At 59.5% G+C, this 22390-nt stretch carries 23 protein-coding genes; 16 read left to right on the top strand and 7 right to left on the bottom strand.

Going from position 1 to position 22390, the window contains the following annotated elements; genetic code table 11:
* The first annotated feature begins 22 nt into the window (after positions 1 to 22).
* From rpmD to LC298_RS13110, 14 genes are all read left to right on the top strand, one after another.
* Complete coding sequence (gene rpmD, locus LC298_RS13175) at positions 23 to 223, top strand: 50S ribosomal protein L30 (RefSeq protein ID WP_131569968.1); 201 nt, start codon at positions 23 to 25, stop codon at positions 221 to 223.
* A gap of 18 nt (positions 224 to 241) precedes the next feature.
* A complete protein-coding gene (rplO, locus tag LC298_RS13170) occupies positions 242 to 718 on the top strand; it encodes a 50S ribosomal protein L15 (protein WP_131569970.1) in 477 nt (158 codons plus the stop codon).
* Positions 719 to 881: 163 nt separating this feature from the next.
* Positions 882 to 2222 carry a preprotein translocase subunit SecY gene (gene secY / locus LC298_RS13165; RefSeq protein ID WP_131569972.1) on the top strand — a complete coding sequence of 447 codons (1341 nt, stop codon included), beginning with the start codon at positions 882 to 884 and terminating at the stop codon, positions 2220 to 2222.
* Complete coding sequence (locus LC298_RS13160) at positions 2219 to 2869, top strand: adenylate kinase (RefSeq protein WP_131569974.1); 651 nt, start codon at positions 2219 to 2221, stop codon at positions 2867 to 2869. The genes secY and LC298_RS13160 overlap by 4 nt, the downstream gene beginning before the upstream one ends.
* 221 nt (positions 2870 to 3090) lie before the next feature.
* The gene (rpsM, locus tag LC298_RS13155; protein WP_131569976.1) at positions 3091 to 3459 is read left to right on the top strand and encodes a 30S ribosomal protein S13; all 369 of its coding nucleotides are present in this window, start codon (positions 3091 to 3093) and stop codon (positions 3457 to 3459) included.
* A gap of 91 nt (positions 3460 to 3550) precedes the next feature.
* Positions 3551 to 3940 (top strand): 30S ribosomal protein S11, encoded by a 390-nt coding sequence (rpsK, locus tag LC298_RS13150; protein WP_131569978.1) that lies wholly within the window; start codon positions 3551 to 3553, stop codon positions 3938 to 3940.
* 90 nt (positions 3941 to 4030) lie between these two features.
* Positions 4031 to 5041, top strand: a complete 1011-nt coding sequence (locus LC298_RS13145) for a DNA-directed RNA polymerase subunit alpha (protein ID WP_131569980.1) — start codon at positions 4031 to 4033, stop codon at positions 5039 to 5041.
* A gap of 38 nt (positions 5042 to 5079) precedes the next feature.
* On the top strand, positions 5080 to 5511 hold the full coding sequence (gene rplQ / locus LC298_RS13140; RefSeq protein WP_131569982.1) for a 50S ribosomal protein L17: 432 nt from the start codon (positions 5080 to 5082) through the stop codon (positions 5509 to 5511).
* A 96-nt stretch (positions 5512 to 5607) separates the two neighbouring features.
* Entirely contained in the window at positions 5608 to 7122 is a 1515-nt protein-coding gene (locus LC298_RS13135; protein ID WP_223385664.1) for a DegQ family serine endoprotease, read from the top strand.
* Positions 7123 to 7130: 8 nt separating this feature from the next.
* Complete coding sequence (locus LC298_RS13130; RefSeq protein ID WP_131569986.1) at positions 7131 to 8456, top strand: replication-associated recombination protein A; 1326 nt, start codon at positions 7131 to 7133, stop codon at positions 8454 to 8456.
* Between the two features lie 13 nt (positions 8457 to 8469).
* Entirely contained in the window at positions 8470 to 9297 is an 828-nt protein-coding gene (locus LC298_RS13125; RefSeq protein WP_131569988.1) for an aspartyl/asparaginyl beta-hydroxylase domain-containing protein, read from the top strand.
* A gap of 79 nt (positions 9298 to 9376) precedes the next feature.
* A complete protein-coding gene (locus LC298_RS13120) occupies positions 9377 to 9931 on the top strand; it encodes a flavodoxin domain-containing protein (protein WP_158284786.1) in 555 nt (184 codons plus the stop codon).
* A 41-nt stretch (positions 9932 to 9972) separates the two neighbouring features.
* The gene (gene crcB, locus LC298_RS13115) at positions 9973 to 10347 is read left to right on the top strand and encodes a fluoride efflux transporter CrcB (protein ID WP_131569992.1); all 375 of its coding nucleotides are present in this window, start codon (positions 9973 to 9975) and stop codon (positions 10345 to 10347) included.
* Positions 10344 to 11354, top strand: a complete 1011-nt coding sequence (locus LC298_RS13110) for an RluA family pseudouridine synthase (protein WP_131569994.1) — start codon at positions 10344 to 10346, stop codon at positions 11352 to 11354. Before crcB ends, LC298_RS13110 begins: the two co-directional genes overlap by 4 nt.
* Before the next feature lie 20 nt (positions 11355 to 11374).
* Here LC298_RS13110 and LC298_RS13105 read toward each other — a convergent pair whose 3' ends face one another.
* The 4 genes from LC298_RS13105 to LC298_RS13090 all read right to left on the bottom strand — a co-directional run bounded on the left by LC298_RS13105 (position 11375) and on the right by LC298_RS13090 (position 15450).
* Positions 11375 to 12967, bottom strand: a complete 1593-nt coding sequence (locus LC298_RS13105; RefSeq protein ID WP_223385663.1) for an MBL fold metallo-hydrolase RNA specificity domain-containing protein — start codon at positions 12965 to 12967, stop codon at positions 11375 to 11377.
* A gap of 57 nt (positions 12968 to 13024) precedes the next feature.
* Positions 13025 to 13453 carry an FKBP-type peptidyl-prolyl cis-trans isomerase gene (locus LC298_RS13100; RefSeq protein WP_131569998.1) on the bottom strand — a complete coding sequence of 143 codons (429 nt, stop codon included), beginning with the start codon at positions 13451 to 13453 and terminating at the stop codon, positions 13025 to 13027.
* Positions 13454 to 13652: 199 nt separating this feature from the next.
* Positions 13653 to 15059: a type I glutamate--ammonia ligase gene (glnA, locus tag LC298_RS13095; RefSeq protein ID WP_131570000.1), complete on the bottom strand. Its 1407-nt coding sequence runs from the start codon at positions 15057 to 15059 to the stop codon at positions 13653 to 13655.
* 52 nt (positions 15060 to 15111) lie between these two features.
* On the bottom strand, positions 15112 to 15450 hold the full coding sequence (locus LC298_RS13090) for a P-II family nitrogen regulator (RefSeq protein ID WP_131570002.1): 339 nt from the start codon (positions 15448 to 15450) through the stop codon (positions 15112 to 15114).
* 211 nt (positions 15451 to 15661) lie between these two features.
* On the opposite strand from LC298_RS13090, the gene LC298_RS13085 reads away from it, so the two are divergent.
* Positions 15662 to 17185, top strand: coding sequence for an NAD(P)H-hydrate dehydratase (locus tag LC298_RS13085; protein WP_131570004.1), 1524 nt, complete (start codon positions 15662 to 15664; stop codon positions 17183 to 17185).
* On the opposite strand, the gene LC298_RS13080 is transcribed toward LC298_RS13085, so the two are convergent.
* From LC298_RS13080 to uvrA, 3 genes are all read right to left on the bottom strand, one after another.
* Complete coding sequence (locus LC298_RS13080; protein ID WP_131570006.1) at positions 17166 to 17984, bottom strand: DUF72 domain-containing protein; 819 nt, start codon at positions 17982 to 17984, stop codon at positions 17166 to 17168. The two genes, LC298_RS13085 and LC298_RS13080, sit on opposite strands and share 20 nt — an antisense overlap.
* A 53-nt stretch (positions 17985 to 18037) precedes the next feature.
* Positions 18038 to 18529 carry an Hsp20/alpha crystallin family protein gene (locus tag LC298_RS13075; protein WP_131570008.1) on the bottom strand — a complete coding sequence of 164 codons (492 nt, stop codon included), beginning with the start codon at positions 18527 to 18529 and terminating at the stop codon, positions 18038 to 18040.
* A 179-nt stretch (positions 18530 to 18708) separates the two neighbouring features.
* A complete protein-coding gene (uvrA, locus tag LC298_RS13070) occupies positions 18709 to 21630 on the bottom strand; it encodes an excinuclease ABC subunit UvrA (protein ID WP_131570010.1) in 2922 nt (973 codons plus the stop codon).
* Between the two features lie 251 nt (positions 21631 to 21881).
* On the opposite strand from uvrA, the gene ssb reads away from it, so the two are divergent.
* Positions 21882 to 22358: a single-stranded DNA-binding protein gene (gene ssb, locus LC298_RS13065; protein WP_131570012.1), complete on the top strand. Its 477-nt coding sequence runs from the start codon at positions 21882 to 21884 to the stop codon at positions 22356 to 22358.
* Positions 22359 to 22390 lie beyond the last annotated feature (32 nt).

Raw genomic sequence — 22390 nt, 5'->3', positions numbered from 1 at the left:
GCCACTGGAAGGAAACTGACTGATGGCTGACAAGAAGAAGGGCGCATCGATCACCGTCGAACAGATCGGCAGCCCCATTCGCCGGCCTGCCGAACAGAAGAAGACCCTGATCGGCCTGGGCCTCAACAAGCTTCATCGCCGCCGCACGCTGGAAGATACCCCTTCCGTGCGTGGCATGATCCGCAAAGTGCAGCATCTCGTTCGCGTCGTCGACGAGGCTTGATAGGCGGGAGATAGAATCATGAATTTGAACGAACTTCGCGACAATGAAGGTGCCCGCCATTCCCGCAAGCGGGTTGGCCGCGGCATCGGCTCCGGCAAGGGCAAGACGGGTGGCCGTGGCGTCAAGGGACAGAAGTCCCGTTCGGGCGTCTCGATCAACGGCTATGAAGGCGGTCAGATGCCGATCTACCGGCGTCTTCCGAAGCGTGGCTTCAACAACATCTTCGCCAAGGACTTCAACGTCGTTTCCGTCGGTCGTATCCAGGCCGCGATCGACGCCAAGAAGCTGGACGCCAAGAAGACTATCGATGCAGCCGCTCTTGCTGCTGCCGGCGTGATCCGCCGGGTCAAGGACGGTGTGCGGGTTCTGGCCGATGGCGATGTCAAGGCGAAGCTTTCGCTCGAAGTCGCCGGAGCCTCGAAGTCGGCCGTCGAGAAGATCGAGAAGGCCGGCGGATCGGTGACGGTCCCGACGGCAAAGTCCGCTTCGGAATAATCGAAGATCACGGCGGCGGGGTCGTCCCGCCGCCATTTTTCAATTCTCAGCTTCTTAGCTTGCGTCTCTCCGGCACGGCGCTTATCTCCGCAGTGAAATGCGTTGACCGGTCCGGGAGCGATCCGGCAGAGAACCGGCCCAGTCGAAACCGGAGACACCCTTCATGGCCTCGGCAGCAGAACAGCTTGCAGCAAACCTGAATTTTGGCGCTTTTGCCAAGGCGGAAGAGCTGAAGAAACGCATCTGGTTCACGCTCGGTGCGCTGCTTGTGTACCGGCTCGGCACCTACATTCCACTTCCTGGCCTCGACATGAATGCCTTCGCCCAGGCGTTCGCCAACCAGTCGGGCGGCATTCTCGGCATGTTCAACATGTTCGCCGGTGGCGCCGTGGAGCGCATGGCGATCTTTGCGCTCGGCATCATGCCCTACATTTCGGCCTCGATCGCCATTCAGCTGATGACGTCTGTCATCCCGACGCTCGAGCAGTTGAAGAAAGAGGGCGAGCAGGGCCGCAAGGTCATCAACCAGTACACCCGCTATGGCACGGTTCTTCTGGCGACGCTCCAGGCGTACGGCATCGCTGTCGGGCTGGAAGGCGGTAGCGGCATCGTGACGGATCCAGGCTGGTTCTTCCGCTTGTCCACCGTCGTGACGCTGGTGGGCGGCACAATGTTCCTGATGTGGCTCGGCGAACAGATCACGGCGCGCGGAATTGGCAACGGTATCTCACTCATCATCTTCTCGGGCATCGTCGCCGGCCTCCCGGCCGCTGTCGGGGGAACACTCGAGCTTGGACGCACCGGCGCCATGTCGACCGGCCTGATCATCGCCATTCTGGTCCTGGCGATCGTGGTGATCTCCGTGATCGTGTTTGTCGAGCGCGCGCAGCGGCGTCTTCTGATTCAGTATCCGAAACGTCAAGTCGGAAACCGGATGTTCCAGGGCGATACCTCGCATCTGCCGCTGAAGCTGAACACCGCCGGCGTCATCCCGCCGATCTTCGCGTCGTCGCTCCTGTTGCTGCCTGCAACGCTTGCCGGTTTCTCCGACACGACAACCCTGCCGGACTGGGCGACGACCGTGCTTGCAGCGCTGGGGCATGGCCAACCGCTCTACATGCTCTTCTATGCCGCGATGATCGCATTCTTCGCATTTTTCTACACTGCGATCGTCTTCAATCCGCAGGACACGGCGGACAATCTGAAGAAGCATTCGGGCTTCATTCCGGGCATTCGTCCGGGTCAGCGCACAGCTGAATACATTGATTACGTCCTGACCCGGATCACCGTGGTCGGCGCGATCTATCTTGTGCTCGTCTGTCTCTTACCCGAATTTCTAATAGCGTCGGCCGGCGTGCCGTTCTATCTCGGCGGAACGTCGTTGCTCATTGTCGTGAGCGTGACGCTCGATACGGTCGCGCAGATCCAGGGACATCTGATCGCGCACCAGTATGAGGGGCTGATCAAGAAATCGAAATTGCGTGGGGGAAGACGCGGCCGATGAGACTTATCCTTCTTGGACCGCCGGGGGCCGGCAAGGGAACACAGGCGCAGCGTCTCGTCACGAAATACGGCATACCCCAGCTGTCCACGGGCGACATGCTGCGGGCAGCCGTCAAATCGGGTACGGAAGTGGGCCGCCGCGCTGAGGCGGTGATGAACGCCGGCAAGCTGGTCTCGGACGACATCGTCAACGCGATCGTCTCCGAGCGCATCGATCAGGACGATTGCGCCAATGGTTTCATCCTCGATGGTTATCCGCGAACCCTCGTCCAGGCGGATGCGGTCGAGGAGATGCTCGCCGCCAAGGGGTTGTCGCTCGATGTCGTGATCGAGCTGCAGGTGGACGATGATGTCCTGGTCGATCGGATTTCGGGCCGGTACAGCTGTGCCGCGTGCGGGGCGGTGTATCACGATACGCTGCGGAAGCCGGAAAAGGATGGAGTCTGCGACAGCTGCGAAGCGACGGAGTTCAAGCGTCGCGCAGACGATCAGCCCGACAAGGTATGGACGCGCCTGCAGGCCTACTACAAGGAAACCTCACCGCTGATCGGGTATTATTACGCAAAAGGAATGCTCAAAAGCGTCGATGGCCTACAATCGATCGACGAAGTCGCTGAGGCGATAGATGAGCTCCTGGACGCTATCTGATGGAGCCGAGGCGCCCGCTTACCTCAGCCGCAGCGCAATTTTACTTGTACGCGGTTGACAGGCTCGAGACTCAAGATTATAGCGGCGCATCTTCCTTGAATCCTAGGTCGGTCGACCCCAATTGGGGCGCTGCCGCTTGAATGGAAGACCCGCAAGGGCCGGCCTCCACCGGACGCGGGCTAAACAACGTACCGGGGTATCCGGTCCAAATGGAGAAGAAGATGGCACGTATTGCCGGTGTTAACCTGCCGACTGGAAAGCGCGTTGTGATCGCGCTTCAATACATTCACGGTATCGGCGCTAAGTACGCGCAGGAAATCGTCGAGAAGAACAATATCCCCGCAGAGCGTCGCGTACACGAACTGACCGACGCCGAAGTGCTAGGAATTCGCGAGTCAATCGACCGCGACTATCAGGTCGAAGGCGATCTGCGCCGCGAAGTCTCGATGAACATCAAGCGGCTGATGGACCTTGGCTGCTATCGTGGTTTGCGCCATCGCCGTAACCTTCCGGTTCGTGGTCAGCGGACCCACACCAACGCCCGCACCCGCAAGGGACCCGCGAAGGCGATTGCCGGCAAGAAGAAGTAATTGACGCGGCGACGCGGTGTATCCACCGCGTCAGGTCGCTCCCAGGTGTAGCCGCTGGAATTACGGCGGTGCAGAGATCGAAAGGAATAAGATGGCAAAAGATGCCGGACGCGTTCGCCGTCGTGAGCGCAAGAACATCTCGTCGGGCGTGGCGCATGTCAGTTCGACGTTCAACAACACCATGATCACCATTACCGACGCGCAGGGCAACACGATTGCCTGGTCGTCTGCCGGGATGCAGGGCTTCAAGGGATCGCGCAAGTCGACGCCGTTCGCCGCCCAGGTGGCAGCCGAGGATTGTGCCAAGAAGGCGCAGGAGCACGGCATGCGGTCGCTGGAGGTCGAAGTCAGCGGTCCGGGTTCGGGCCGCGAGTCGGCACTTCGCGCGCTGCAGGCCGCAGGGTTCACAATCACGTCGATCCGTGACGTGACGCCGATCCCGCACAATGGCTGCCGTCCGCGCAAGAAGCGCCGGGTCTAACATTTTTTTGGGGGGCGCTGCCGATCCTGCATCGCCCAAGTTCAGTCTGTTGCCACGATTGGATGGTGGCAAGGAAGCTGAGGGTACCTCGTGATACACAAGAACTGGCAAGAACTGATTAAGCCGAAAAAGGTCGAGTTCAAGCAGTCCGGCGCGAACAAGATTTCGCTCGTCGCCGAGCCGCTCGAGCGTGGCTTTGGTCTGACGCTCGGCAACGCGCTGCGCCGCGTTCTGCTGTCGTCCCTGCGCGGGGCGGCCGTGACGGCGGTCCAGATCGATGGCGTGCTGCATGAATTCTCGTCGATCGCCGGCGTCCGCGAAGATGTCACCGACATTGTTCTCAACATCAAGGAAATCGCTATCCGCATGGAGGGCGACGGGCCGAAGCGCATGGTCGTGCGCAAGCAGGGACCGGGCGTCGTTACCGCCGGCGATATCCAGACGGTGGGCGACGTTGAAATCCTGAACCCGGAGCATACGATCTGCACGCTCGATGAAGGCGCCGAAATCCGCATGGAATTCACCGTCGACAACGGCAAGGGCTACGTTCCGGCCGACCGCAATCGCGCCGAAGACGCGCCGATCGGTCTTATTCCGGTGGACAGTCTCTATTCGCCGGTTCGCAAGGTGTCCTACAAGGTCGAGAACACCCGCGAAGGCCAGGTCCTCGACTACGACAAGCTGACAATGACCATCGATACGAATGGTGCGGTTACCGGAGAGGATGCAATCGCATTCGCAGCGCGCATCCTTCAGGATCAGCTGGGCGTCTTCGTGAACTTCGAAGAGCCTCAGAAAGAAGTCCAGGAAGAGCAGGTCCAGGAACTTGCCTTCAACCCGGCGCTTCTCAAGAAGGTCGACGAACTGGAATTGTCGGTCCGCTCGGCGAACTGCCTGAAGAACGACAACATCGTCTACATTGGCGACCTGATCCAGAAGACGGAAGGCGAGATGCTGCGCACACCGAATTTCGGTCGTAAATCGCTGAACGAAATCAAGGAAGTGCTCGCGTCCATGGGTCTCCATCTCGGCATGGAAGTGCCGGCCTGGCCGCCGGAAAACATCGAAGACCTCGCGAAGCGCTACGAGGATCACTACTGATCGCCGGCTAACCGGCATAACCTCCAAGGAGAAGGCTCATGCGCCACGGAAAATCAGGCCGCAAGCTGAACCGCACTGCCAGCCACCGCAAAGCCATGTTCGCGAACATGGCGGCGTCCCTGATCGAACACGAGCAGATCGTCACGACGCTGCCGAAGGCTAAGGAACTGCGTCCCGTTGTCGAAAAGCTCGTGACGCTTGGAAAGCGCGGCGATCTTCACGCACGCCGCCAGGCGATTTCCGCGATCCGCGACGAAAAGCAGGTCCGCAAGCTCTTCGACGCCATCGCGACCCGGTACGCGGATCGCAATGGCGGTTACCTGCGGATCATGAAGGCCGGGTTCAGGCATGGCGACAATGCCCCCATGGCTGTGATCGAGTTCGTCGACCGTGACGTCGATGCGAAAGGCGCTGCCGACCGCGCCCGCATTGAAGCGGAAGATCAGGTTGCCGAGGAAGAAGCAGCCTAAATCAGTCCGAAACGGACGATCTGTGAAGGGGCCTTTTGCGGCCCCTTTTTTTCGTTATGGTGACGCGAATTCGGGACGATCAAGGAAATGTCCATAATGTTTTTTGTCAGGGTCGTGCGTCTTGTCTTCGTCATTTTCCTGCTGGCCGGCATCGCAGGTGCACCCGCGCGGGCGCAGGACGCAGGTGATGCTATCGGCGACATCCTGCTCGATCTGTTCAACGGGAAGGCTGACCAGAAGGGCAGGACGGACGGACCGGCGGCTGGCGGGAACATCGGACGACGTGTTCCGCTGGGACGAGACGAAATGCAGTTGTCGTTCGCGCCGCTCGTCAAAACGACGGCGCCCTCGGTCGTCAACGTCTACGCCGCCCGTCGTGTACAACAGCAGCGGTCGCCCTTCGAAGGCGATCCGTTTTTCGAGCAGTTCTTCGGACGCGGGTTTACCGGGCCGTCGCGGCCGCGCATGGAGTCTTCTCTCGGGTCCGGCGTTATCATCGATTCTTCCGGTCTGATCGTCACCAACACGCATGTGATCGGGGACGCGGACGAGATCAAGGTGGCGCTGGCCAGCGGCGAGGAATTCCCCAGCGAGGTAGTGCTCCGCGACGAGCGTTCGGACCTGGCGGTTCTCCGTATCAACGCCCGGCGCACCCTGCCGGCGCTGGAATTGGCGAATTCGGACGCAGTCGAAACCGGTGATCTCGTGCTTGCGATCGGCAATCCGTTTGGAGTGGGGCAGACGATCACCTCGGGAATTGTCTCGGCACTTGCGCGTACGCGCGTCGGGATCTCGGATTTCGGCTTCTTCATCCAAACGGATGCCGCAATCAATCCCGGTAATTCGGGCGGCGCGCTGATTGACATGTCCGGCCGGCTGATTGGTATCAACACTGCGATCTATACCCGCTCGGGCGGCTCAAACGGTATCGGCTTCGCAATTCCTTCGAACATGGTACGCGCCGTCATCGACCAGGCGCGAGGCGGCGCGGATGCGTTCGAGAGGCCGTATCTAGGCGCGACATTCGATCTGGTTACGCCGTCGATTGCCGAGAGCCTCGGTATGAAACGGCCGCTTGGTGCGATCGTCACGGAAGTCGACCGCGATAGCCCAGCCGCGAGAGCCGGTCTCAGGCCGGGCGATGTCATTTTGAGCATGGATGGACAGATGATCGAACATCCCGATGCGCTCGGCTATCGGCTGGCCACGGCCGGACCGGGCAAGACCGTGACGCTGGTGTTGCTGTCGGGCGGGCGCCGCGTCGCGGTCGATATTCTGCTGGAGCGTGCCGGGAGGGCATCTGGGGGGCGCGAAGTTGAAATTTCCGGGCGGAGCCCGCTCGCAGGTTCAACTATTGCGGACATTTCGCCGCGTATCCTCGATCGCCTGCGTATCCGATATCGGGGGAATGGCGTGATCGTAACAGAGGTGTTGCGCGGATCCCCGGCCGCGCGTGCCGGCTTCCGGCCGGGCGACGTACTGCTCCGCATCAACCGTAGAGAACTGGGGGCGGTCGAGGACGTCATCGATGTTACCCGGAACGGTGGTCGCTCGTGGAGCTTCGAGATCAATCGCGGAGGCGCCATGATCCGCCAGTTCTTTCGCGGTTAGGGGCCTCGATGGCGGATCTTTTTGCACCAGCCGTTCCCACCGCGCCGACCGAAAATGACAGTCGGCCGCTGGCCGACCGGCTGAGGCCCCGCGCACTTGATGACGTTGTCGGTCAGGAACATCTGACCGGCAGGGACGGAGCACTGACGCGGATGATTGCGGCCGGCAGCCTCGGCAACATCATCTTCTGGGGACCGCCCGGAACAGGAAAGACCACGATTGCTCGGCTCTTGGCCGGCTCGACGGGGCTTCATTTCGAACAGATATCGGCGATCTTCAGCGGCGTCCCAGATTTGAAGAAGGTATTTGAGGCGGCGCGCCTACGTCTCGGCAACGGCGTGCGCACGCTGCTGTTCGTGGACGAGATCCACCGTTTCAACCGTGCGCAGCAGGATTCGTTTTTGCCAGTCGTCGAGGACGGAACGATCATCCTCGTGGGGGCGACGACTGAAAACCCTTCCTTCGAACTCAATGCCGCTCTCCTTTCGCGCGCGCGGGTGCTGACGCTGCGCCGCCTGGAGGCCGATGATCTTGCGCTGCTGCTCGGCCGCGCGGAGACCATGATGGGACGTGCGCTTCCAATCACCGCCGATGCGCGGTCCCTCCTGATCATGATGGCTGACGGGGACGGCCGCGCGGTCCTTACGCTTGCCGAGGAGGTTTTTCGTGCCGCGAAAACGGGTGAGACGCTCGATGAAGAGGGCTTACGCGCAATTCTGCAGCGGCGGGCTCCGATCTACGACAAGAGTCAGGATGGGCACTTCAACCTGATCTCCGCCCTGCACAAGTCCGTGCGTGGCTCGGATCCTGACGCGGCGCTCTACTATCTCTGCAGGATGTTCGACGCGGGGGAAGACCCGCTCTACATCGGCCGGCGTCTGGTGCGCATGGCAAGCGAAGAAATTGGCATCGCCGACCCGCAGGCGCTGACTATCGCTTTGGCCGCGAAGGACGCATATGATTATCTGGGCTCGCCGGAGGGGGAACTGGCGCTTGCCCAAGCGTGTCTCTATCTGGCAACCGCACCAAAGTCGAACGCCGCCTACACGGCGTTCAAGGCGGCGATGCGGTCGGCGAAGGAAAACGGATCGCTCCTTCCGCCGAAGCACATTCTGAACGCGCCGACCAAGCTGATGTCGGCCGAGGGGTATGGTTCGGGGTACCGCTACGATCATGACCAGCCTGATGCTTTTTCGGGGCAGGACTACTTTCCTGAAGAGCTCGGGCGACAGACATACTACGAGCCGGTTGAACGGGGATTTGAACGTGACATCCGCAGGCGTCTCGAGTACTGGTCCGCCTTGCGCCAGGAGAGGCAGAAATCCCCCGGCTGACAACGGATATCCGATGAAACGATCTACCAAAAAGGCGATTCGCCGCGTCGCAATCGCCGTTCCAGTCTTTGCGCTGTTGTTCTATTTCATTCCTGTTCTCAGCGTGATTTGGCTTGTCGCCGGGATCATCGATGTCATGCGCAACAAGGGAAAGACCGGCCTCATGTTTAGCCGTTACTTTCTTGGAAACGGCATCCTCACCTGGCTGCTGGCACCGTTCAACCTTCTGGCGGATCTCCTTTCGTATCGAAATCCGGGTCTTTACACTCTGGATGATTTTCCGGCCGCCTACCGTGCCGAGATCGAACATGTGCTCGATACGTTTCGCGCCCGCAAGGATGAAATCATCGCCGATATCGATCGTGAATTCGGGGAGGGGCGGCGCGGCATGTATGTCTACCGGTGGTATGGCAAACAGCACGTCGATAACGTTGCGGAGTTCAACCGCGACTTCAAATATGTGAAGACGATTGCGGTTTCGGTATTCAGTGGCAAGGAATCGACAACCTGGCACTACGGACCTTTGCGGCTGTCGTTACGGGTTCTGCTGAATTTGATGCCCGCCGATTCCGACCGGGTTTTCATCGAGTGCAACGGCCGAAAGCATCTGTGGCGCGACGATCCGCTGTTCATCTTCGACGACACGCTGTTCCACCGCTCGGTCAATGAGGTCGATGCGCGCCGCTATAACGTGTTCATGGACGTGGTGCGCCCTTCGCCGGTTCCGGGTTTCCTGTCATTTCTGTTGTCCGGGGTTTCGGCCATCGCCGAGCAGATGAAGTCGTTGTTTTACAAGAACTGGACGATGCTCGGCGGCAGGAAAGCGGGCGCGGCTTCGTGAATGACGCTGTCTGCATTTGACCAGCATCAAGGTTTGAATGCGCGCGACGCGGCAGCATGCCTCCACATCGGAGGCGACCATGAATGTGCTCATCATATACGCAACGATCGAAGGCCAGACCCGAAAGATCGGCGACCATCTGAAGGCAACGCTGGAAGGCGAGGGGCATCGCGTGAGCGCGATCGATGCAACGGTATCGCAAGACGTCCCCGCCGCCGATACGTTCGACGCGGTGATTGTTGCCGCTCCGGTCCATGCCGGGACTTTTCCGTCGACGTTGCGCCGAATCATCAAAGGTGCCGCCAAGACCCTCATGGCGCGTCCAGGCGCCTTTATCTCGGTGTCCTTGTCGGCGATTTCCGACGATCCTTCCGAACTGGACGAGATTGGCGATATGGTCGAGGCATTCAGCAATGAGACGGGATGGTGGCCGGTTTCGATCCATCACGCTGCGGGAGCTCTCAAATACACCGAGTATGACTTCTTCCGGCGCTGGATGTTGAAGCGCATATCGGCAAAGGAAGGCGGCCCGACCGACACGAGCCGCGACTACGAATTCACCGCCTGGCCGAAGCTCGACGCGTTCGCGATCGAATTCGTGGAACAGGCACCGGTCCTGGCCGGAAAGATCTGACGGGGGTTTCGCGGCCTGAATCCATGGAGTAGGGAGTGGCGATGTCACATCTGCTCCTTGTCGCGCTCGGCGGCGCAATCGGCGCGTCAGCCCGCCATCTTGCAAACCTGGTCGCGTTGCGGATCGGCGGTCCGAATTTTCCTTGGGGAACGCTGTTCGTGAATATCGCCGGCTCGTTCGCGATGGGACTGCTGATCGCGGGACTGGCCAGAAGAACCGGAACGTCGATGGAAGTCCGCAGCTTCCTGGCAACCGGCGTGTTGGGCGGATTCACCACTTTTTCAGCATTTTCTCTCGATTTCGCATCCTTGTGGGAGCGCGGCGAGCAATGGACCGGCGTGGCATATCTCGCGGCAAGCGTCTCGCTCTCGATCCTCGCCCTGTTCGCTGGGCTGACGATGGTACGGGCCGCATGAGTGAGGCAAGCGAACGTAAAAGGAACGTCGAGCAGGTAACGGTTGAGGGAGACGAGGCAGGAATGCGCGTCGACCGGTGGTTCAAGGTCCACTATCCAGACCTCGGATTTGGCGCCGTTCAGAAGTTGCTGCGAACCGGACAGGTTCGGGTCGATGGCGGCCGGGTAAAGTCCGATACCCGCCTCGAGGCAGGGCAGACGATCCGGATCCCGCCGCAGGCGACCAGTGCGAAGCCCGACAGCAGACCCATCACAGCGAACACCATGCGTCACCTGCCCGATCTGGATGTGCTGCGCAAGATGATCCTGTTCGAGGACAAGAAGGTCATCGTGCTCAACAAGCCCGCCGGGCTCGCCGTTCAGGGCGGATCCGGCCTCGTCCGCCACGTTGACGGCATGCTCGAAGCAATGCGCAACCAGAAGGGCGAAAAACCGAGGCTGGTGCACCGCATTGACCGCGACACGTCAGGGATTCTCGTCGTGGCGCGGACCCGCGGCGCGGCACAGAAACTAACCGCATCCTTTCGCGAGCGCGACACGAAGAAGACCTACTGGGCGCTCGTAAAAGGTGTTCCCAAAAAGCGCGAAGGTCGTGTTTCGTCGTGGCTGGTGAAAGAGCAGACGTCCGACGGCGACAAAATGCGCGCTGTGGCGCATGGCGAACCGGATGCCGATCACGCGATCTCGGATTATCGCGTGGTCGAGACGGCGGGCCAGCAGATGTCATGGCTGGAAATGGAGCCCTATACCGGCCGCACGCATCAGTTGCGCGTCCATGCGCTCTCGCTCGGATGCCCGATCATCGGCGATCCGAAATATTTCGATGACGATCCAAATTGGGATTTTCCGGGCGGAATCCAGAAAAAGCTTCATCTTCATGCCCGCCGGATAGTGATTCCGCATCTCGATGGCGGGGTTATCAATGTAACGGCGCCGCTACCCCCGCATATGGTGCAGAGCTGGAATCTTCTGGGTTTCGACGAAACCAGTGCGGAAGACCCGGCGTGAGCGATCTCAGCGACGTTCTGTCAAAGCGCTTGCTGAAGTTTCGATATGAGCCTTCGCCGCTGCTCGTCGCTTTCGGCGTCGTGCAGTCGCTGCGTGAGCGCAACGAGGAACGCCGCATAATCGTTGTTCCAGTCAGTGAGGAGCTCGTTGCGGGGTATACGTTCGGGTAGGCGGCCTTTCGATTTTGCGTCCCTGGCGACAATTTCGAAGGTCTCGTCCATTTGTGGCAGCACAATTTTTTCCGGGTCGATCCCCCGATCGATCAACAGGCGGGCCATCTCCTCGCGGGCGTCGTCATCGCCATGGTTGAGAAAGAGCTTTCCGGCGACGGGAGCGCGCTCCATTACCCATTCAAGCAATTCGCCCTGGTCCGCATGGGCGGAATAGTTGCCAAGCTGTCGTATCTCGGCTTTGACGGCATATTCGCGCCCATGGATGCGCACCACCGGCTCCCCGCTGGTGATGTAATGGCCGAGGGTGCCCGGTGCCTGGTACCCGACGAACAATATGGTCGCGTTCGATCGCCAGATGTTGTTCTTGATGTGGTGCTGAATGCGCCCGGCATCGGCCATGCCACTGGCCGAGATGATGATTGCGCCCCCTGTTATCTGGTTGATTCCCTTGCTTTCCTCGACATCCTGGACGAGATGAAATCGTGGATCGCGGAACAGTTCCCGCTCGTCCAGCTCCACATCGTCTAGGGTGTGGGCATACTTGATGAAAATCTCGGTGACGGCCTTGGCAAGAGGTGAATCCAGGAAGACCCGCGTATGCGGGATGTCTCCCTGTGCCAGCAGGACGCCGATATCGTGCAGCAATTCCTGGCTGCGCTCCACAGCGAATGCCGGGATAACCACGTTCCCGCCGCCGGAAAGGCCGCGCACCAGTTCCTTGCGGAGCATCTCCCGGCGTGTCTCGAGCGTATAGTCATCGCGATCACGATCACCATATGTGCTCTCACAGACGATGTAATCGAAGCCGGCCTCCGCGTTTGGCTCCGGGTGAAAAACCTTCTCTTCCGGGCCGAGATCGCCGGAGAACATCAGACGCATCGTTGCGCCGTCCTCGTGGTCGGGACAACGGATCTCAACTGAAGCGGAGCCGAGCATATGACCGGCGTTCCAGAACCGCGCATGGACGCCCGGCTTCGGTTCGAACCAAAAATCGTATCCCTTGGGCGTCAGAAGACCCAAGGTCTGGTGCGCGTGTTTCTCGGTGTATGTGGGCTCAATTGGCGCCTCGCCCTTGCGTTGACGCTTTCGGTTCAGACGCTCTGCGTTCGATTTCTGGATCTTGGCGGAATCGAGAAGCATGAACGCCAAAAGGTCAGCGGTCGGCGGCGTCGCGTAGATTGGGCCTGAAAAGCCGTGTTTGACCAGCTTCGGCAATAACCCTGAATGGTCGATATGTGCGTGGGTGAGAATAAGAAAGTCGACCGCGGCCGGGTCGAATGGAAAGGGCTTGTCGTTGAGTTCCCTGACGGTCTTGTTGCCCTGGAACATACCGCAATCGACGAGGAATCGGGCATTCGGGAGCTCCAGCATGGAGCAGGAGCCGGTTACCGTGCCGGCCGCACCGAAGAACGAAAGCGCTGCGATGATCCTGTCTCCCACAAAGCTCCTCCCTGTGTTGCAAATCATCAGGAAAGGAGCAAGGGGAGGAGGTTTACATCAGCTGACCGCGACCAACTTGATATCGAATGTCAGGTCTTTGCCTGCCAGAGGGTGGTTGGCGTCCATCGTGACTGTTTTGTCATCCGCCGCGACTACCGTCAGATTGATGACGTTTCCGTCCGGCGACGACGCCTGGAGTTGCGTTCCGGGCTGCGTTTCGACCTCCGGCGGCAAGGAACTGCGCTCCACGACATGCACGCCTTCCTCGTGATGCGGACCATACGCTTCGTCAACTTCGATGGTTACTGTTTTCGTCGCGCCGACCTCCATGCCACGCATCGCCTTGTCGAGACCGGGAATTACTTGCCCAGCTCCCAGTTCGAATTTGAGGGGCTCGCGGCCTTCTGAGGTGTCGAACACCGTGCCGTCGGACAGTTTGCCGGTGTAGTGAATATGCACGGTGTCGCCGTGTTGTGCTTCGGACATCAAAATTCTCTTGTATCTGGGAAGGTTCTGGGCGGCCCTTCGACCAATGCCCAATGGTCGCCCGCGAGCGTGGCGCGGAGGTTTCCTGAAAGATAGGGATCATGCCAGCGATGTAAACGACCTCAACGCAAATTCTCCGTTCAGAAAGCAAAACGGCGGCCCATGGGCCGCCGTTTCGAAGGTTCCGCCAGCCGACGGATCAGAGCGAATAATACATGTCGTATTCGACTGGATGCGGGGTGTGCTCGAAGCGGATGTTTTCTTCTTCTTTCAGTTCGAGATACGCCTCGATCTGATCGTCGTCGAAAACACCGCCCGCCTTGAGAAAATCGTTGTCTTCGCGAACCGCTTCGATTGCTTCACGCAGGGAGCCGCAAACTGTCGGGATGCCGGCCAGTTCCTCTGCCGGCAGGTCATAAAGGTCCTTGTCCATCGGATCACCGGGATGGATTTTGTTCTTCACGCCGTCCAGGCCCGCCATCAACATTGCGGCAAACGAAAGATACGGGTTCGCCATCGGATCGGGGAAGCGAATCTCCACGCGCTTGCCCTTGGGCGAATTAGAGAACGGGATGCGGCACGACGCCGATCGGTTGCGAGCCGAATATGCGAGCAGAACCGGTGCTTCGAAACCCGGAACCAAGCGCTTGTAAGAGTTTGTGGACGGGTTGGTGAACGCGTTGAGGGCCTTGGCGTGCTTGATGATGCCGCCGATATAATAAAGGCAAGTCTCCGACAGGCCAGCATAGCCGTCACCAGCAAAGGTCGGCTTGCCGTCTGACCAAACCGACTGGTGGACGTGCATGCCGGTGCCGTTGTCGCCATAAACGGGCTTCGGCATGAAAGTCGCGCTCTTGCCGTAGGCGTGGGCCACGTTGTGAACCACGTATTTATAGAGCTGCACTTCGTCCGCCTTGCGAGTCAGCGTGTTGAAGAGCATCGAAAGCTCATGCTGGGCAGCCGCCACTTCGTGATGGTGCTTCTCGATCTTAACGCCCATTTCGCCAAGCACGGTCAGCATTTCGGAGCGAATATCCTGCGCGCTGTCCACCGGGTTCACAGGAAAGTAGCCGCCCTTGACGCGTGGACGGTGACCGAGGTTGCCGGTTTCGTATTCGGCATTGTTATTGGTGGGCAATTCGACCGAATCGACCTGAAAGCCGGTATTATACATGTCAGTGGAGAAGCGGACGTCGTCGAATATGAAGAACTCGGGTTCAGGACCGAAATAGGCGGTGTCTCCAAATCCGCCGGATTTGACGAACGCCTCGGCGCGCTTGGCGGTAACGCGGGGATCGCGGTTATATCCCTCACCGGAGACTGGATCGAGAATGTCACAGAAGATCGCCATGGTGGACTGCGCGTAAAACGGGTCCATATGAGCTGTCTCGGTGTCGGGCATCAGGGTCATGTCGGATTCGTTGATTGCCTTCCAGCCGGCGATCGAGGAGCCGTCGAACATCACGCCGTCGGCGAACATGTCCTCGTCCACCACGGAGGTGTCCATTGTCACGTGCTGAAGCTTGCCGCGCGGGTCGGTAAATCGCAGATCGACGAACTTGACCTCGTTATCCTTGATGTTTTTCAAAATGTCATTGGCACTCATGGGTCTTCCCTTTTCAGTAAACCGTCAAAAATGGATGGGGATAGGAGGAAAATCAGATAGCTTCGGCACCGGTCTCACCGGTTCGGATGCGTATCACTTCCTCGATGCTGGAAACAAAAATCTTGCCGTCTCCGATACGCCCGGTCTGGGCGGCGTTGCGAATTGCATCCAGCGCTGCTTCCACCATTTCGTCACCGACCACGACCTCCACCTTCACCTTGGGCAAAAAGTCGACAACATACTCGGCGCCGCGATAGAGTTCTGTATGGCCTTTTTGACGACCGAAGCCCTTGGCTTCGGTTACGGTGATGCCCTGAAGGCCCACCTCCTGCAGCGCTTCCTTCACTTCGTCGAGCTTGAATGGTTTGATGATCGCTTCGATCTTTTTCATGTATAGGCGTGCCTCCACGGATTTGTCGGACGAATACAAGCAGATGGCGTGCCAGATGACCAATGTGAGCGGCGGCGATGGACAACCGTCCCTTCCGCGAACAATCTGGCATGCGCCCAACTGGATAGACCCACTAAACTGGGCGCCGGTTCATAGGTTTCTGCCAACTATTTATGCAGTCTGATTATAAAATGGGCATGGTGGAAGTTGAATGTCAAACCAGCGCGAACCCGTTCCTCACCGAATAGCAGTGCTGACCTGTGGCCACATGGGACAGGCCGATAACTGGGCGATTCGACATGGCGGACAGACGGGAATCCGACTGATGGAAAATGCGGCGACGGCGGTGTGCGACGTGACGCTCGCCCGTTTTCCCGGGGTCCGGGTCGTCCACGTGTTATGTGGACCAGGAAACAATGGTGGCGACGGCTTTGCGGCTGCACGCTTGTTGAAGGAAGTCGGATGCGATGTGAGGGTATGGTCGCTTGGGGAACCCCGGCCAGAAAGCGATGCCGCTCTTGCCAAGGCCGCCTGTTCCGCACGTTTCCGACCGGTCGCTGATTTCACGCCGGAAGACGGTGATGTGGTAATCGACGCGCTATTCGGGGCAGGTCTGACGCGCCGCCTTCCAGACGTGGCGATCAAGGCCTTGGAGAAAGCTGTGGCGGCACGGTGCCGTATCATCGCAGTCGACTTGCCTAGCGGCGTCAACGGGGACAGCGGCATCAATCTCGGCGGTGCGGTAGGGGCTGACGAGACGGTGACATTCTTCCGAAAGAAGCCAGGCCATCTGCTGCTTCCCGGCCGCAATCTGTGTGGAGCCATCACGATAGCCGATATCGGGATACCAAGTCGGTTTTTCGATATCGAAAAGCCAATGCTTTTCGAAAACGGACCAGACCTGTGGCAGAAAACGTTTCCGCGCGCCAAGGAAGATCAGCACAAATATTCCCGCGGGCATGTCGCGGTCTTCTCCGGCCCGCGGTATGCCACGGGCGCTGCGCGGCTCTCTGCGATGGCGGCTCAGCGGGCAGGCGCAGGCGCAGTGACGATTCTCGGCGATGCTGCTGCGCTCGATATCCATGCGGCGCATGTGACGTCAATCATGCTGCGCGAGACCTCGCATGACGACGGCCTCGACGAACTGCTGCGATTGAAACGGTGCGGAGCTTGCGTGCTCGGCCCCGGCTTCGGGAATGAAGGCAGAGCGCGGCGGCTCGCGCTCGGTGTTCTCGGAGAACCTCCCGTGCTCGTTCTGGACGCCGACGGCATCACCGCTTTCTCGGATGCGCCTTCCGAACTGTTCGAAGCGGCGCGCAAGCCGGGGCAGAGCCGTCTGATCCTCACACCGCATGCGGGTGAGTTCGCAAGGCTATTTCCCGATCTCGCCGATAATGGGCAGTTGTCGAAGCTGGGCAAGGCACTGAAGGCTGCCGAGAGGTCCAGTGCGGTCGTCGTTTACAAGGGATCCGATACGGTGATTGCTTCGCCGGATGGATGCGCAGCGATCAACGTCAACGGCACTCCCTCACTGGCAACGGCCGGTTCGGGGGATGTCCTGGCGGGGCTGGTTGCCGGATTCGTTTGTCAGGGTATGCCGCTTTGGGAAGCAGCCTGCGCCGCCGTGTGGGTGCATGGCGAAGCCGGGAGGGCGGCGGGCGGCCATGCGGTGGCCGAGGATCTGGTCGACGTCCTTCGGCCATTCACGCGAATTTCTAGTTGGCGGGCTGCGTAACGACTTTCATGAAAGTCTGGGCGGCAAGAGGCGCGCGGACCTTTCCGCTGCGGATAAAGAAGACAAAGACGTCGCGCGGAAGCACTTTCGGATCGCGATCCTGTGCGATCAGCGGGAGATCGTCAGGCTGGCGCCCCTTGGCCCAAGCGACGGCGCGGCCTGCCCAAGCTTCGAGGTCTTGTTTCGGATATCCCGTCTCGACCTCGTCGCGGCCGTTCTGCAAGCGGCAATACAGGAAATCGGCGGTTATATCGGGGATTGCGGGATAGGTTTCGTGATCTGCATTGACGATCCCGGCGCCGTACCTTTCTGCCAGTTCGATGAATTCGGGGACAGCGAATGACGGATGACGGACCTCGACAGCGTGCCGCAGCCTCACACCGGCTTCCGAAGCGGGAAGCAATTCCAGGAACGCGCGGAAGTCATCCGGATCGAACGCCTTTGTCGGAGCAAACTGCCAAAGGATCGGCCCGAGCCGCTCGCCGAGTTCCGCGATCCCGGACGTAATGAACTTCTCCATAGATTCGGCTGCTTCGCCCAATATGCGACGATTGGTGATGAAGCGTGTGCCCTTGAGCGTGAAGACAAAGTCTTCGGGCACGGCCGCGGCCCACCCGGCAAACGTGGCCGGCTTTTGGGTTCGGTAGTAGGTGCCATTGATCTCTATCGCCGGCACCTGCCGACTGGCATATTCGAGTTGCCGTTTCTTCGGCAGGCCGTTCGGATAGAACGCTTTGTTCCACGGTTCGAAAGTCCATCCGCCCATTCCTGCGCGGATGGCGCCAATCTGCTCCGACATCCTGCCTCCAAACTTGCGAGAACGCATTTCGGAGATTTATACGATGCGGCGGGTCACTTATCGATTGCGATCTTTCGCGGGGAGGTGACAGCCTCCGCCTTCTTGGGCATGGTCACAATCAGCACGCCCTTGTCGAAGCGGGCATTGATGTCGTCGACCTTCACCCGGTCAGGCACCGGCATGGATCGCTGGAACGAGCCATAAGCACGCTCCGTCACGTGAACGTTGTCTTTTTCCTCGTCAAGTTCGTGTTTTTTCTCCCCGCGAATCGTCAGGACGCCGTCGCGCACCGTCAGATCCACATCCTCTTCGGCGAGGCCCGGCAGTTCAGCAGTCAACTTTATCGTCTCGTCGTTCTCGCTGACGTCGATGGCCGGGCTCATCACGCCTGCCGGCAGGTTCGCCCAAAGCTTTTCCCGCTCCGGAAACTGCCGTCCGCTGCCGAAGAAGCCGTTGATGAGACCATCCATTTCCTTGCGGAAATCCTCGAACATACCTGCAGAAGACCACATGGAGGGGACATTGGATTTTCGTGGTTCAGCCATGACTCGCTCCTCAAACTTCCTGAAATTCACGATGGCCGGAAATGTGCGGCGGGGCGCAGGAAATGTCCTTGATCAGCGTCAATTCCAGGATATGGCGCGCTCGTTCTTGTCGGCTGAGATGGCAAATAATGCAGCAGACGGTGCGTCCATTAGAGGGGGGTCTCACCCCTCGCGGCTGCTTACGCTGCCGCTTCGGCGCGCTTTTGTGGCCGCCGCTCAAGGAGTTCGCGCAGGAAATGCCCGGTGTAGGAGCGCGGCTCCTCCACCACATCCTCCGGCCGGCCCTCGGCCACGATTTCGCCGCCACCATCGCCGCCTTCGGGACCCAGATCTATGATCCAGTCGGCAGTCTTGATGACTTCGAGGTTGTGCTCGATCACCACAACGGTGTTGCCGGTATCGACAAGCTGGTGCAGGACTTCCAGAAGCTTGGCAACATCATGAAAATGCAGGCCGGTCGTAGGCTCGTCGAGAATGTAGAGCGTGCGGCCGGTTGCGCGGCGCGACAGTTCCTTAGCGAGCTTCACGCGTTGCGCCTCGCCGCCCGACAAGGTCGTAGCCTGCTGTCCGATCTTGATGTAGCCGAGGCCGACGCGATCGAGCGTCACAAGCTTGTCGCGTACGGCCGGAACGGCGGAAAAGAAATCGACCCCTTCCTCGACTGTCATGTCGAGAACGTCCGAGATCGACTTGCCCTTGAAGTGGACCTCAAGGGTTTCGCGGTTGTAGCGCTTCCCGTGGCATACATCGCAGGTCACGTAAACGTCGGGCAGAAAGTGCATCTCGATCTTGATGACACCGTCGCCCTGACATGCCTCGCAGCGGCCGCCTTTGACGTTGAACGAGAATCGGCCCGGCTGGTATCCGCGCGCCTTAGCTTCCGGCAATTGCGCGAACCAGTCGCGAATCGGTGTGAAAGCGCCGGTATAGGTCGCCGGATTGGACCGCGGGGTGCGGCCTATGGGCGACTGGTCAATGTCGATCACCTTGTCGAGATTTTCGAGTCCCTCGATGTTGTCATGCTCGGCCGGTATCTCGCGGGCGCCGTTGATGCGCCTGGCGGCGGCCTTGTAAAGGGTTTCAATCAGGAAGGTGGATTTTCCCCCTCCGGAAACACCGGTCACGCAGGTGAACGTGCCGAGCGGAATCGAGGATGTCACATTCTGGAGATTATTGCCCCGAGCCCCCGTCACCTTGATCGCCCGGCCCTTCTTCACCGTTCGACGCTCGGCAGGGACGGGTATCGCCTGCACGCCGGAAAGATACTGTCCCGTCAGTGAAGCCGGGTTGTCCATAACATCGCCGGGGGTTCCGGATGCGATAATCCGCCCGCCATGGACGCCCGCATGCGGACCGATATCGACCACGTGATCGGCCGTCAGGATCGCGTCCTCGTCATGCTCGACAACGATCACCGTGTTGCCAAGATCGCGCAAATGACGAAGTGTCTCCAGCAGGCGGGCATTGTCCCGCTGATGCAGCCCGATGGACGGTTCGTCGAGTACATAGAGAACGCCGGTGAGTCCCGAACCGATCTGCGAGGCGAGCCGTATGCGCTGGCTTTCGCCGCCCGAAAGCGTACCGGAATTGCGTGAAAGCGTGAGATAATCGAGACCCACATCATTAAGAAAGCGCAAGCGTTCGCGTATTTCCTTGAGGATGCGATAGGCAATTTCCGATTGCTGTTCGGTAAAGGCGCCTTCGATCTCGTCGAACCATTTGGCCGCATTTCGGATCGAAAACTGCGTGACCTGCGAAATGTGCTTGCCGCCGATCTTCACGGCAAGCGCTTCCGGCTTAAGACGATGGCCGCTGCAGGCCTCGCAAGGCGTGGCTGACATGTAGCGCTCGATTTCCTCGCGGGCCCAGGATGAGTCGGTTTCCTTCCACCGGCGCTCGAGATTGGGGATGACGCCCTCGAACGTCTTGGTCGTCTTGTAGGAGCGCAGCCCGTCATCATAGACGAAATCGATCTGCCTCGACCCGGTGCCGTAAAGGATCGCTTCGCGGGCTTGGTCAGGAAGCGTCGACCACTTGTCCGTCAGCTTAAAGCCGTACGCCTTGCCGAGCGCGTCGAGCGTCTGGCGGTAATAGGGAGAACTCGATTTCGACCAAGGGGCTATGGCGCCGTCATGCACCGCTGCCGACCGGTCCGGCACGACCAGATTACGGTCGATCGTCTTCTGCACGCCCAGCCCATCGCAAGCTGGACAGGCACCGAAGGGATTGTTGAACGAGAACAACCGCGGCTCGATCTCGGGGATCGTGAAGCCCGATACCGGGCAGGCGAATTTTTCAGAAAACACGACGCGCTCGTGCGTATCGTTCTTCGATCTGTTGACGGCATCGGGCCCGGTCTCATCTGCCGAGAGGGGCTTGTCAGCAAACTCCGCGACCGCCAGACCGTCGGCAAGCCTCAGCGCAGTTTCGAGACTATCGGCCAAGCGTGCCGCGATATCATCGCGCACCACGACACGGTCGACCACGACGTCGATGTCGTGCTTGTATTTCTTGTCGAGGGCCGGAACATCTGCGATTTCGTAGAAGGCGCCATCGACCTTGACCCGTTGAAAGCCCTTCTTCATGAGTTCCGCGAATTCCTTGCGGTACTCGCCCTTCCGGCCGCGCACTATCGGCGCCAAGATAAAGAGCCGGCTTCCCTCGTCGAAAGCAAGAATCCGGTCGACCATCTGGCTGACCGTCTGGCTCTCGATCGGCAGCCCGGTGGCGGGCGAATAGGGGATGCCCACGCGTGCGAACAAAAGACGCATGTAGTCATAGATCTCGGTGACCGTGCCGACCGTCGAGCGCGGGTTGCGCGACGTGGTCTTCTGCTCGATGGAAATTGCTGGCGAGAGCCCGTCGATCTGGTCCACATCCGGCTTTTGCATCATTTCCAGAAACTGACGCGCGTAGGCTGACAGGCTTTCGACGTAACGACGCTGGCCTTCCGCATAGATCGTGTCGAACGCCAGTGACGACTTGCCCGATCCGGACATACCGGTCATCACGATCAGCTTGTCACGCGGGAGATCGAGATCGACGTTCTTGAGATTGTGTTCGCGCGCGCCGCGAATGGAGATGTATTTCTGGTCTGTCATGAATTCTGTCCGCGGCCGTCCGCCAAGTCCCTTCATTTAAGCAATGACAGGCCGATGTCGAGGGATGGGCGGGGACTCTGCTGACTTTCAGCCGCCTCGCAAATGATCCTTGACTTCATCGATAGCAGCATACTAGAACATTACAAGAACAAAAAGAGCTTGTGGACATCCTGGGTCAGTGTGGAGCGAAGGGGTTCGCTTGGCTAGGGTCAAACTCAAACGCAGAAAATCAAGTAAGGGTGAGCAGCGTCATGGCTGGCAGTGTGAACAAGGTTATTCTCGTCGGCAATCTGGGCGCGGACCCAGAGATACGTAGGCTCAACTCGGGGGAGCCTGTCGTTAATCTGTCCGTCGCCACCAGCGAGAGCTGGCGCGACAAGAACAGTGGCGAACGCAGGGAAAAGACCGAATGGCATCGTGTCGTGATCTTCAACGAGAACCTCGCGAAGGTGGCTGAAAGCTATCTCAAAAAGGGCTCGAAGGTTTACATCGAGGGCCAATTGCAGACGCGCAAATGGACAGACCAGAATGGCCAGGACAAATATTCGACCGAGGTGGTGCTGCAACGCTTCCGGGGCGAACTGCAGATGCTGGACAGTCGCGGCGAAGGCGAGGGCGCTTATGGTGGCGGTCAGCCGCGCATGAGTGGCGGATCGCGCGGAGGTACCCATCCATCGTCGGGCGGCAATGATTTCGTTCGCGACATGGACGACGAAATTCCGTTCTAGGACATATCGGGGTGAGAGACCGTAAGGATGGC

This window comes from Oricola cellulosilytica, from assembly GCF_019966575.1.
Classification (GTDB): Bacteria; Pseudomonadota; Alphaproteobacteria; order Rhizobiales; family Rhizobiaceae; genus Oricola; species Oricola cellulosilytica.
The sequence above is the reverse complement of the archived record's forward strand: the minus strand, read 5'-3'. Positions and strand labels throughout refer to the sequence as shown.